We start from the raw sequence: 12,296 nt of genomic DNA, 5'->3' as shown, positions 1-12,296 counted from the left end.
CGACCACGAGGAGAAGAACTATGCCTCAAGTCGCACCAGAATGCACGCCGGAAGAAATGAAATTTGATCTTCAATGGATCAAACTCGGAGGAATCTGCGGGCTGACAGCAATTGTGGTCTATGCATTGATGGTATTCATGCCATTGCCCGACGCGGTTGGCACAACGCTTGCCGCTTCCTTCGGACCACTGTTCAGTGTGGGGAGCTACGGCTTATACAAATTGCTGGCGCTGAACCGCAATTCGGTTTCCATTCAAATAGCACCGATCTCAAACGCTATTGCGGGTGCGCTTGTAACGGCCATGCTCCTTGTACAAATGTCGGTCCGCGCGGGCGGTCGCGCCTCTCTGGACGACTTTCTCTGGACCAAGTTCCGCAGAGTGGACTTGGGTCTGGATGTCGCATGGGACGTGTACGCTGTCCTGGGCACAGTTCTCTTCGCCTGGAACATGCTGCATCACCCTCGATTTGGACGATTCTTCGGTGTCCTGGGGTTCGTGTTGGCAGCAGGACTCGCAGCTTTGAATCTCGCGACGTTTCCGACACCGCCCGCCAATGCAGGACTCGTGGATTTAGGCCCCCTTGTCGCCTTATGGTATGTGGCCGTATCTGTCCAGATGCTGCGCAGCCGCAACTGGGCTGCTGCCTCCTATGCCTCCAAGACAGACATTGAGCTGTCGTCGGCAACATCGCAGTAGCGAAATACTCTCCGGGAGTTGGTTACCCGTGAAACACAGGCGAATCGTCACCCATTACGGCGGCCCTGATGCCCTTCAGTTGCTCGAAGAAGAGTGCCCCCACCGGTGGACCAGCCTCAAACCGTGCAGTTTCCAGTAGTCCCGCCTCAATGAACCCGTTCCGTTGAATGGACATAGAGTCCACGTTGCAGGTAAACAGCCCCGCACTTCTTGCGGGTACCTGAGTGGGACGTTCACTTTCAGGGTTAATTTGAGCAGCTACTCAGGATAGGGTAATAGATGGAGATTTATCGTTAACTATTGGCTCGATGGATGATCCTGATCGCAGCTGATCCGTCGAATCTGAATTCTGGCCTGTGTTTTGACTTCACAATGGTAGTCGCACCACGCCTTCAGTTGGCCTACGTACTCATCTTGTGTGAGCCGTTGCAGGTTCCCCCGGTATCCACCAAGTCCTGTGCTGAAGTCCAGCATTGGCCCATTCCGCCGGGGTCGCCAAGTCGACGCAAATGCGCCAAGAGGTTGACTGTGCGGTAGTGCTCGTATCCTGAAAATATCAGAAGTATCCGGTCTGTATCGCTCGTCGCTTAGTCGGAAGGCACTGGGGATCAGCTGATTCACGTTTGTTGCTGGCTTGAAACTCAGCGAAACGACTTCATAACACCCTGCAAACCTTGACTGCTGGGCGTGAGCAGATGCTCCACAGACCAATGCCAGAAGAAACCACCGCAACCGGGTTTTCATCGACGCAATTCTATCGCGGATCAGGATAGTTGTTGGGAACAGGACTTCTATTACCCTATCCAGCAACCCCGGATCAGGTGATCATAGAGATATACCACTCACGATTTGTCGAAACGCACCTAAAAGTGTTGCTCCGAACATCAGCAAGGGCCCGAAGAAATACACTTTTGGCTACGTGAAATCACTACGGATGATATTCAAGCGGTAGTCACGGAAATTAGTACGGAACTCAACAACGGCGGCACGATTGGGTGAAGACATTCCAGAATCCCGCTGCTCTGGATTACTTGTGATAAGCGGATTTTCCGACGGTTATCAGATACCCGGGACAATTTAGTGGGCTGTGCAGTGTCTACAAAGCCACTCGCGGTCCTGTGATTAATGCCAGATCACACCTGGTCCCGAAAGATCGTTCGCTTGAGACTTGGCGTCACGGCACGCAATGAGAATCTCGAAGCGGCAATGTATGGCAATCGAAAGCTTCCTCACGGCCAAACTATCAGTCTTTCAGGACTGGAGTGTCGCTTTCTTTCTTAATGAGAAGCACACTTGGCACACCATCCCTGCCGGAATTCCCAATAATAGGGACGAAGTCTGACTGAGTGGCGGTTAGTCAGAACGACATCGACGCGACCCCTGGTTTTTCACTAGCTGCTCCATATTCGCGCATTGTGTTCCCGACCGAGTGATGCCATTGGCCCACGAGTCCGGTTGGAAGAGATGTTTACGCCTCGCTGAACTGAAGGACAACCTTGATATCCTCGGGATTACGAACCAGTGCTTGGGCGAAGTTCTCTGGACGTTCACTCCTATTGATCAGACGCGCCAGCCAGGAGCGATCTGCGCGAGCCAAGGCCTTAGCCGCTTTGTACCAGTGTCGTTTGTTCGCATTGACACTGCCGAAAACCACGTTATTTTTCAGCACCATCGAAGACGCCATATTCGCCGTTGGGATTGTGGGCACCATGCCGCCATGCCCGACACCCGTAAGGCACAGCACACCGCTCGCCCCGATGACGGCGAGGGACTCCGAGATGACCTGTCCTACGCCGGTGCACTCCATGATCACGTCCGGCTCAAATCCTATGTCTGTGACGCTACCATACCCTATCTCAAATCAGCCACGATAAGGTTTGAGATTATAAGGTCGAAGGCCGTGTCAAGAAGGTCAGGATTCGGTACAACTCGGTACAAGTGAGGCGAGAAAAAGATTGGCTTTCCGAGTCCTAAGCGACGCCGAATGAAGCATTTAGAATTTGACTCTTTCTTGGTTCAGGACCAGGGGGCTTGCTTCGCAACCATGCTCAGTGTCTGGTTCGTCGGCAAACCGGAAACTGACAAGGAATAGTGAGTGTAAACCCGGTCTTCTATCACTGCCCGATACATAAGTTTCAGCTAAATATGGCATTCACCTTCGACCGTACGCTATCGATACGCGCCGGCCGCAGATATCGCATCGTGGATTCCAAGTCGTTGTGCCCGAGCCAAGCCTGTACCGTTCGCAGATCGACACCTGATTGCAGACACCTAGTTGCAAACGTAGCTCGGAATTTATGCAACCACCAGTTATCGGGATTCAACTTCGCGCGTTTCGCACACGCCTTGAGGCAATCCCAAAAATCCAGCTCTGGGGGGATTCTCCGCAGTCCGATTTGCAAGAAATACCATCATTTCCGGCGGAGTTTTCGAAGGTTTTGCTCGAAATGATACGGAGAGTCCCTATCGCCAGACTGTCTGGCGGAGAGGGTGGGATTCGAACCCACGTTAGGGTTTCCCCTAAACACGCTTTCCAAGCGTGCGCCTTCAGCCACTCGGCCACCTCTCCGCTCCGGAAGAAAGGAACGCGCCAAGTCGCCTCGGCGCGGGCTTGGTCTTTATTTTACAGCATCAGGTCCGGATACCGTGTTCTCCGCGTCGCCCGCGAAGAGTGGAGGCCCCCAGGGGAACACATTGTTATGCAACCCTCGATTCTGAAATCATCGGCCGTCGGCAGGTTTCGGATCGATCAATTCGCGACTCCACAGCACCCTCATCGCTCGCCAATCGACCACCATTTGAGCAGCTGCATTATTCTTTCTCGTCCTTCAACTGCTCCGTCAGATAGTTTGCGATCCCGATCTCCCCGACAGCGTGCAGTTGCGCTTCCAGCCAGTCGATGTGGTGTTCTTCGTCCGTCAGAATTTTTTCGAGCAGTTCGCGCGAACCGTTGTCGCCCGCCGAAACGCACGTCGGAATCCCGTTGTTCAGCCGCTTCACCGCCGTGTACTCCAACTCAACGTCATTCCTGAACTGCTGCTCCACGGTCGCGCCGATGTTGATCTTGAAGTAGTCGCTCATGTTCGGGGTGCCATCGAGGTACAGAATCCGCTCGATCAGCTTCTCCGCGTGCGTCATCTCCTCGATCGACTCCTTCCGGATCAGCTTTCCCAGTCGCTCGTACCCCCAGTTCTCGCACATCTCCGCATGAAGAAAATACTGGTTGATCGCCGTCAATTCTGCCTTCAGCACTTCGTTCAGCAGCTCAATGACTTTTTTATCGCCTTTCATATCTGCTCCCTAATGAGAAACGACGGTGAAATTGTAGCAGGCAAAATGGGTCGCTGGCGGGATACTATTTCGTCGCCGATTTTCGGGTTTTGAAAGAGAAGAAGAAGAACTATGACTGCTGCACTTGCTCGGGTGCGTGCGGCTCAGGTGTGGCCGCAGCTTGTTGCTGGTTTTTGCGCAACCCTTCCAGCAGCCGGTGATGCATGCAGTAGAGCGCGAGTTCAAGCCGGTCGGACACTCCTAACTTGTCATACACCTTGCGGAGATAGTTCTTCACCACCTGCTCGGTCGTCCCGACCTCGTGGGCGATATCCTTATTCTTCATGCCCTGGGTCACACCAGCGATGATCAGTAGTTCCTTCTCCGTTAGCCGGACTTTCGGCCGCGGCCCGGTCAGTTGCGAAGCCTGCGCCCGGTACGCCTCGATTACCCAGTTAACTCCCTGGTTATCAAGCCACGTCTCGCCCTGATGGACCTTCTTCACGCACTTCACCAGCAAGTCGGGAGAAACAGATCGCGTCACAATCCCGCGTACTCCGCGCCGTAGAAAGTCGACAGTCTGCTCTTCACCCAGCTCCGGCGATACCAGGACGATCTTCAGATTGTCGTGACCTTTCATCAGTTCGGTCACGGCATCGGCTGGGTTCGGCGTCATCGTGGTGCCGAACAACAGCACATCTGCAGGGAATTTATTAAGGGAAGCGAGCGTCTGCGGCAGCGTCTCCGTCTGCGCAACGACACGGATATCGTCTTCCAGCGCCACCACTTTACGGATGCCGACACGAAAAATCGGTTCAGTGTCTGCAATGATCAGCCGTATGGATGACCCGGATTTGTGTTCTTCTTGAACGGACTCGTGTCCGGTTATGGGCGTGGCGTCATTCGCCATATGCCTGTTTGCTCTCTAGTTAACCTGGGGACCCCGGACCACCCGTCACCGAAGAATTTGATATTCATCGATGACCGCAGCCACGGCACTGTGTTCGCCTTCCGGTGAGCAGCGTACCACGCGCCCCACACAACTCACCAGAACATCTTTTGGGGACCCCAGCCGGGGACCCGGCACGTAAATGGTGAACTCGATTCGGCTGCCGACATCGAGGTCCTCGTTCATCTCAATCAGAACGCCACCGGCCGAAATATTCAACGTCTCGGCCTTGCGCTCGGTTTGCTCCGCTCGGACTGCGACCGGCAGATGCAGGGGGAAGCGAACTGAACTACGCATCTCGGGGGATCGGTCTAGTGTAGACATTTGCCCCGAGAGTAGCGCCCTTCTTGGTCCCCCAACAAATTACGAAAGACCGCCAAAGGGCTTATATCCTGTGTCAGAATCGGGTCACTTCCGTGAAATTGAAGTCCCTGACCTTCATGGCCGGTACGACCATGTCAAACGATTCTTCCCCGCTCGCGCGCACCGGCGTGCTCATTTCCAGCACGTTTTGCAGCATCTGCACCACGCTCTGGTTGAACCGGAAATTCCTGACGCCAAACCGGACCTTGCCCTCTTCAATCCAGAATGTGCCGTCCCGCGTCATCCCCGTCAGCAGCTTCTCGTAGGGCTCCACCTCGCGGATGTACCACAGCCGCGTCACCAAAATTCCTTTCTCCGTCGCCGCGACCATCTGCTCGACCGTGCGCTCCTTGCCCGCTGTCGGTGCACCGAAAACCACGTTCTGGGGAATCTCCCCTATCTCGTTCGGCAGCGGAAATCCGTGTCCCGTTGGCCGAATCTCAACACCCAGCCCCTCACCCGGCGACTTTTTCGCCATAGCAGACGTCGCCCGCGCGAATACGACGTTCTGAACCACGCCATTCTTCACCAGTTCCACCCGCTCGCGCTTCATTCCTTCGCCATCGAATCCCGGCCCAGCCTGCAGCGGATGGTGAACGTCGTCGAAAATGCTGATGTTCTCTCCGAACAACCTGGTTCTCATGCGATTGTTCAGGCAGGATCGCTGCTCCAGCAGTGCCAGCCCGCTGAAATCCCACATCAGGAAGCCGCACAAGTCCAGCACCGCCGCCGGTTCCAGTACAACCGTGTACTTTCCCGGCTCCAGTTCCTTCGGTCCCGCCGACTTCCGCGCTTTTTCCGCCGCAATCTCCGCCAGCCGCACTGGATGAACGTCGGCCACATTCGGTGAATTCGCCTTCTGCCATCCCGAAGAATCCGTCGCCAGCATCGTGATGGAAACTTCCGCACCCGTCTGCCTGTGGTATGCCGCAACGCCCTTCGAATTGAAGATCGCGTCCACGTGCTCACTCGAGGCCGCAACGCCCGCGGCAATCAGGCTCTGCCGCCGCGCTACCCCGACCATTTTTCCGGCCACCTCCGCGCGCTGTGAGGGCCCCACCCCTGCCGTCTCTTCGAAGTACCGGTCTGGCTCCGTGCCGCGCCCCGCCTCCTGTGCCGTCGGCATCGGCAATAAATCCGGGTCGGGCTCCTGCAATCGCGTCAACGACTCCGCCGCCTGCACCACACTCTTTAACCCTTCATCATCCAGCCGATTCGTCGTCGCCCGCGCCGTCTTGTGATCGAACGCCACCCGCACCGACACCTCATAATTCTCGTCGGCGACATTCTGCGTAATCGTGTTGTTCGCAAATCGCGTCAGCGCACTCCGGCCGCCCGAAATGAGCACTTCCACTTCGTCGACAGACGCATACTTCTTCGCGCGCTGAAAAATATCGAAGGCTTGATCTTTAGTCAGCATGTCTATGAGAAAGCTGTACCGATTTTGATATTTCTAAAACGCGCCGGACTGGCACCGTGTCCAGTACCCATTACCTGCTGGGGCTGTCCTTTACCGCAGTTTGGAGTTCCCCATAGGATCCATTCTTTCTTCCCGCAAATCGCATCGAGGGAATTCCAAAACTCCGTCGTAATCCCCGAATACGATGGATTCTTCAGCATCCTCGTGCGTTTACCCTTCTTGATTTCCCAACCCAACTCGCAACTGAACTGGAAGTTGTATCTCTTATCATCGATCGACCAGGAGCGGTTCGTCTGCAATAGCATGCCGTCGTCTGTATCTGCGATCAGGTCTTCCAGCCCCATATTGTTTTCGCCCGGCAGAATGCTGATGTTCGTCATGCGGACAATCGGCACACGATTCCAACTCTCGGCGCGCATGTCACCTCCGCTGCGCTCGCGACCAATCATCGCCGCCGTATCTCGCGACGAAAGATACCCTACAAATTCACCTTGCTGAATAATCGGCACGCACTGCGCCTGCACGCCCTCGTCGTCATATGCGAACGTTCCCAACCCCGGCCCATGCTGCTCGGTCGCATCGGCCACCACGTTCACCAGGTCGCTCCCATACTTCAGATTGTTCAGCTTGTCGAGAGTAAGGAAAGATGTGCCCGCAAAATTGGCTTCCATCCCCAGCACACGATCCAATTCAATCGGATGCCCGACCGACTCGTGTATTTGCAACCCAAGCTGCGACGAATCCAATATTAGCGTCCCAACCTTCTGCGGACATTGATCTGCCTTGTGCAGCGCCACGCACTCCTCGGCAATCCGCCGCGCATTGTCCTCGAGCTTCAATTCGTCGATCAGCTCGTATCCACGATTCATCCATTGCCCGCCAAACGAATTCGGGTACGATCGTTTCTGAATCTCCGAACCCTCGAACGAATACACTGCGAACCCCGCACCCGTCACCGTCCGCGTCTGGTGAATCTGCGACCCTTCCGAGCTGAAGAACCACTGCTCGTATCGGCGGAAATTCATATTCGTCTCCGCCAGCGTAATCCCCTGTACACCCCGCAAAATCGCATCGATCCGCATCAGCAGATCAATATTCTTCTCGACCGAAACCCCGAACGGGTCGATCACGCACGGTGAACCCCAATCCACCTGCGCCGGCGGCTCCTCTGCCAACCGCACGTCATGTGTCTTCACCCGTGCCGATGCCTTCGCAATCTCCACCGCGTGTGCCGCACACTTCTGCATTCCGTCACGACTTAGATCCTGCGTCGCCGAAAATCCCCACGCCCCTTCAGCGAGCACTCGAATTCCCGCGCCAATCGTCTCCGCATCCTGTGCGTTCCCGATCCTGCCGTTCTTGGTCGCAAGCGCGCGATTGCGCTCATGCACAATCCGCACCTCGCACAAATTCGCGCCACTTAACTTCGCCGTCTCCAGCGCCCAACCCGCAATATCTTTCATCGAGTACCCACCATCACCGGCTCAACATATTACAGGATTGCAGAAGCTCCCGTGTGGTCTTCCGTTTTCAATCGGCAACGTGAAAATCGTCAAACGTGAATTCTTCCCGTATCCTATAAGTTCATGTCTTCGGACCAATCTCCCCGTCTCGACCGCCCCCTCATTGCCGTCATGCTTGCCGGTGTTTGCACATTTCTGAATGTCTACTGTACCCAGCCTCTGCTTCCATACCTCAGCAAGACCTTTCATGCTTCTGATGTCGAGGTCAGCTTCACCGTTGGCGCGACAATTTTTGCCGTCGCCATCGTCGCTCCCTTTATTGGTCTGATTGCCGAACGCAGGGGCCGCAAAAAGGTCATCGTCCCTTCTTTATTCTTACTGAGTCTGCCGACGCTTCTCGCCGCCACCGCCAACACTCTCCCCGTGCTCATCTTCTGGCGGTTCGCCCAGGGCCTCTTCGTCCCTGGAGTCATCGCCGTCATGCTGGCGTATATAAATGAAGAGTGGGCCGGACGGGGCCTCGGCCACGCCATGGCCTATTACGTCTCCGGTACCGTGCTGGGCGGCTTCCTCGGACGCTTCCTCTCCGGCCTCATCGCAACGCACTTGGACTGGCAAGCCGTGTTCATCGTCCTGGGCATCCTCAACTTCATCGGCGCCGTACTTGTCCGCGCCTGGCTGCCGCCCGCGAAAAACTTCGTTCGTGCCGAACACCTTTCCCACGCCTTCTCCGACGCCCGCCAGCACCTCGCGAATCCACGCCTGCTTGCCAACTTCGCCAATGGCGGCACATTCCTCTTCTGCCTCGTCGGATGCTTCACCTACACGAACTTCTATCTCGCAGCGCCGCCCTTTCATCTGAACGCCGCGCAACTGGGCAGCATCTTTTTCGTCTACCTGTTGGGAGTCGTTATCACGCCGCTTTCCGGGCACTTCCTCGATCGCTACGGCTTTCGCCGCACTTCAGTCCTCTACACCGCCATGATGATTGGCGGTCTCCTGATTACGCTCATCCCCGTCCTCGTCGCCGACATCGCCGGTCTCGCACTCTTCTCCTCAGGAGTCTTCATCGCGCAAGCCGCCGCCACCGTGCAAACTGGCGCCATCGCCGGACGAGCCCGCTCCTCCGCCGCCGGCCTCTACGTCACCTTCTATTACCTCGGCGGATCGCTCGGCGCCTGGGTCACAGGATGGTTCTGGCTCTGGGCCGGATGGAAAGGCTGCGTCGCGGTGCTTGCACTCGTCTCTCTTGTAAGCCTCGCCATGGCTTATCTCAGTTCTCGTCCACACGAAACTCTCAACCTCGCCGACGCCGAACCCGTCGGCTGAATCGCTGTATTGTTTTCACGAACACCCCGCTGGCAACCGTCTTGGCTCTTCTCTCGCACGTCGTACTTCGAACGTCGTAGCTTCAGCAGGCGCAGCGCACGTTTTGTGACCCTTCGTGCGATGAAACCCCGTCGTTTCCCCCCTCCATCGAATCAATCAGCAGCGCGGGTTGCGCGAGACTAAGCGCAAGTCTCTTCATATCTCTTCCTCCTCTCTGCAGGGATACCACCTTTCTTCACGGCGCTATTACACCAACACCGGCACCGGACGGCCTCAACAGCACAGCATCCAGATCAACAACCTTCAAACGAACACTATCTATTACTTCTTCGTCGACTCCGGCCAGCTTCCGGAACCGGCACAGGACCTTCGAGCCAGATCATGCAATTCCGCACCGCAGCTTAGCTTCTACCTTGGATTAGGGGTCACGAAGCAGTAACCTCTACCACTTTCTCAGGATTTTTCCCATTTTGGGAATAAGCGCCGCTGTGTTGCCGAAATCTGTTTCCAGTTTTCCCTGCCCGCCTTAATAATCTCGTAGTGTGGTATCTCCGGATTTTCTTACCACTGCTTGCCTCGCTCTTGCTGCTCGCCTGCGGAGTTGGGGTAAAGCATTCCCTCTTTGACTATTACCTCTTTACCGATCAATGGCAGTCCCCCGACACCGGTTGTCACCAGGGCTATGCCACCGACGGTACTTCGCACTTCCTCTTCGACACGCAGCGCATCCTCAAACGCGCCAACGACGCCACCTGGCACATCACCGGTGTCAACGACCATCCTTTCGACGGCCTCACCGGCTACGACCACATTGGCGATGGCGACTATTTCGAAGGACTTCTCTACGTTCCCGTCGAGTTGTACGCCAGTTGTGGCGACAACCGTAATCCGGCCATTTTCCTGTTCGACGCCGCCACCCTCGAGCGCATCCGTGTTATCGATCTCCCCGTCGCTGTCGAAGTTTCAGGTGTCGCCGTTCTCCCAGCAAAACGCGAGCTATGGGTTACTTCGTACTGTGATGGAAGCAAACTGTGGGTTTATGACGTGGATACTTTCGAACTGAAGCGCACCGTGGAAGTGAAACCAGCTCTCTCCGTTGTGCAGGGCCTCGCCTACCACGAACCTATTTTCTTCGTCGCTCAGAACGACGGCAAGATATTCCACGTTACCGAGGAAGGCAAATCTGCCCTCGTTTTTCACAGCTACTCACCCGGCGCCCACGAAGGCCTCGACTACTCCCAACCCGAACTCCGATGGCTGATCGATGAAGGCTTCGGCCAACAGAAAATCCACTACCTGGTTCCAAAATAGAGATTGTTGGTTGCTCCGTCCCCCGCTCACCCTATATGCAATTATTCTTCGGCCGCTTGGACGTATCATCCTGATCGTAGAAGTTCCGCATCGCAGATGCGGAACTGCGGAGTCGAAAGACCTTGTGTTCCTCGTTTTGACTGCACGAACCTACAAATTTTCTGGTGGACTTGGTCGCATGTAGATATCGGTTTCAATCGTCAATCCGAACGTCATTCGTCAATTGCTCTTCTCACCATCGGCTTCTGCTCGCTCCGCCGTGCCACCTCTTCAAACCCCGCCTTCCTGAATGCCGAAGCCAATCCCGTCCACACAAACGCATCCGGCAACCGCTTCTTCAACTCCTGCGGATATCCCTCGACCATCTTCGCCCCATGCTTCTGCGCCAGCTTTGTCGCCGCCTCGATCAATTGCGCCGAAACGCCATGATTCCGAAACTGCTTCTTCACAAACAGACACGTGATCGACCACACCGGCTGATCGTCCAGCCGCGCCCACACGCGTGACCGCTCCAGCCGCGGATACTCTTCCCTCGGCGCGACCGCGCACCACCCGATTGGCTCGTCTCCGGCATACGCCAGCACGCCCGGCTCCGAGCCCTTCTTCACGATCCCGCGTAAACTCGCGCGATTCTTCTCGCCCTTCTGCTCATGGAACTCTGACGCCGACAACCGCCAAGCCATGCACCAGCACCCACCACACGCACCACGTTCCCCAAATAGCGCTTCAATATCCTTCCACCGGTCCGGCGTCGCCGGAAAAAAGTGCAGCTTGCGCGTGTTCATACCGGTTGGCCCCCTGGGCTGTCAGCATTATCATCGACCCTACTCACCATGATCTCGAGTATGTCGAGACGGACCTCAGTTCCCGACTGACTCTCGTAATGACACGTGACGTTCACCACTTGATACTTGGTAATTTCATCGCCAATGTCGAGAGTCATATATTCGCCAACTCGCGGAACGATTAACCCGCTGCTCAAACTGCCGAGGCACAGGAGACTCCTATCCGGATTGATGAATCTGATCTTTGGTCCCATGCGCAAACCATTCTCCTCCTCAGGGGCATTGCTTCTCAGCTCTTCTCGAACGCCTTCCAGTTGCAGCCCACGTTCTCGCAGAATTTGTGCCGCGAAGCTCTCCTGTTCGCGTAACAGTCCGAGCAGAAGATGCTCCGTCCCAATGTGCTTATGCCCAAACCGCTCTGACTCTTCTGCGGCGTACGCCAGAACACGCTTGCACTCGTTACTGATTGGAAGATCCACAGAGGTCGAAGTCTTCTCGCGAATGAGCGTCTTCGCTTCGATTTGCTTACGAATTGATTTCACAGACGAATATTGTTTCAGGAAACGACTGGTCAGCCCCTTGTCCTCGCGTAAGAGACCCAGCAACAGATGCTCTGTTTCGATGTAAGGCGAACCAAAATGACTGGCCTCGTAGCGCGCGAAGAAAACCACCCTCCTTGCCTTCTCTGTATATCTTTCGAACATAGCG

12 protein-coding genes, 1 tRNA gene and 1 pseudogene are annotated in these 12,296 nt (G+C 55.7%); 4 read left to right on the top strand and 10 right to left on the bottom strand.

Annotation, left to right across the window (positions count from 1 at the left end; translation table 11 throughout):
• Positions 1-20 precede the first annotated feature (20 nt).
• Positions 21-698 (top strand): hypothetical protein, encoded by a 678-nt coding sequence (locus ROO76_05780; protein ID MDT8067660.1) that lies wholly within the window; start codon positions 21-23, stop codon positions 696-698.
• Between the two features lie 22 nt (positions 699-720).
• Here the strand turns inward: ROO76_05780 and ROO76_05775 are convergent, their stop codons facing one another.
• From ROO76_05775 to ROO76_05740, 8 genes are all read right to left on the bottom strand, one after another.
• On the bottom strand, positions 721-873 hold the full coding sequence (locus ROO76_05775; protein ID MDT8067659.1) for a hypothetical protein: 153 nt from the start codon (positions 871-873) through the stop codon (positions 721-723).
• Positions 874-2,166: 1,293 nt separating this feature from the next.
• Positions 2,167-2,529 carry a hypothetical protein gene (locus tag ROO76_05770; protein MDT8067658.1) on the bottom strand — a complete coding sequence of 121 codons (363 nt, stop codon included), beginning with the start codon at positions 2,527-2,529 and terminating at the stop codon, positions 2,167-2,169.
• A 648-nt stretch (positions 2,530-3,177) separates the two neighbouring features.
• A tRNA-Ser gene (locus ROO76_05765) sits at positions 3,178-3,267 on the bottom strand.
• A gap of 242 nt (positions 3,268-3,509) precedes the next feature.
• Complete coding sequence (gene bfr / locus ROO76_05760; protein MDT8067657.1) at positions 3,510-3,989, bottom strand: bacterioferritin; 480 nt, start codon at positions 3,987-3,989, stop codon at positions 3,510-3,512.
• 109 nt (positions 3,990-4,098) lie between these two features.
• Positions 4,099-4,878, bottom strand: coding sequence for a response regulator transcription factor (locus ROO76_05755; GenBank protein ID MDT8067656.1), 780 nt, complete (start codon positions 4,876-4,878; stop codon positions 4,099-4,101).
• A 45-nt stretch (positions 4,879-4,923) separates the two neighbouring features.
• Positions 4,924-5,214: a PilZ domain-containing protein gene (locus ROO76_05750; protein ID MDT8067655.1), complete on the bottom strand. Its 291-nt coding sequence runs from the start codon at positions 5,212-5,214 to the stop codon at positions 4,924-4,926.
• Between the two features lie 100 nt (positions 5,215-5,314).
• Positions 5,315-6,700 carry a TldD/PmbA family protein gene (locus tag ROO76_05745; protein ID MDT8067654.1) on the bottom strand — a complete coding sequence of 462 codons (1,386 nt, stop codon included), beginning with the start codon at positions 6,698-6,700 and terminating at the stop codon, positions 5,315-5,317.
• 2 nt (positions 6,701-6,702) lie between these two features.
• Positions 6,703-8,163, bottom strand: coding sequence for a TldD/PmbA family protein (locus ROO76_05740; GenBank protein ID MDT8067653.1), 1,461 nt, complete (start codon positions 8,161-8,163; stop codon positions 6,703-6,705).
• Positions 8,164-8,286: 123 nt separating this feature from the next.
• Between ROO76_05740 and ROO76_05735 the strand changes: the two genes are divergently transcribed.
• The 3 genes from ROO76_05735 (at position 8,287) to ROO76_05725 (ending at position 10,803) form a co-directional block, all read left to right on the top strand.
• The gene (locus ROO76_05735) at positions 8,287-9,492 is read left to right on the top strand and encodes an MFS transporter (protein ID MDT8067652.1); all 1,206 of its coding nucleotides are present in this window, start codon (positions 8,287-8,289) and stop codon (positions 9,490-9,492) included.
• 169 nt (positions 9,493-9,661) lie between these two features.
• Positions 9,662-9,931 (top strand): hypothetical protein, encoded by a 270-nt coding sequence (locus ROO76_05730; protein ID MDT8067651.1) that lies wholly within the window; start codon positions 9,662-9,664, stop codon positions 9,929-9,931.
• A 101-nt stretch (positions 9,932-10,032) separates the two neighbouring features.
• Positions 10,033-10,803: a hypothetical protein gene (locus ROO76_05725; GenBank protein MDT8067650.1), complete on the top strand. Its 771-nt coding sequence runs from the start codon at positions 10,033-10,035 to the stop codon at positions 10,801-10,803.
• 212 nt (positions 10,804-11,015) lie between these two features.
• Here the strand turns inward: ROO76_05725 and ROO76_05720 are convergent, their stop codons facing one another.
• Both ROO76_05720 and ROO76_05715 read right to left on the bottom strand, forming a co-directional pair.
• Positions 11,016-11,588, bottom strand: a complete 573-nt coding sequence (locus ROO76_05720; GenBank protein ID MDT8067649.1) for a GNAT family N-acetyltransferase — start codon at positions 11,586-11,588, stop codon at positions 11,016-11,018.
• Positions 11,589-11,875: 287 nt separating this feature from the next.
• Positions 11,876-12,292: pseudogene (locus ROO76_05715) on the bottom strand (Clp protease N-terminal domain-containing protein).
• Between the last annotated feature and the right edge of the window lie 4 nt (positions 12,293-12,296).

The organism is Terriglobia bacterium (assembly GCA_032252755.1).
GTDB lineage: Bacteria > Acidobacteriota > Terriglobia > Terriglobales > Acidobacteriaceae > JAVUPY01.
This window is presented reverse-complemented; position numbering and strand designations above follow the sequence as displayed.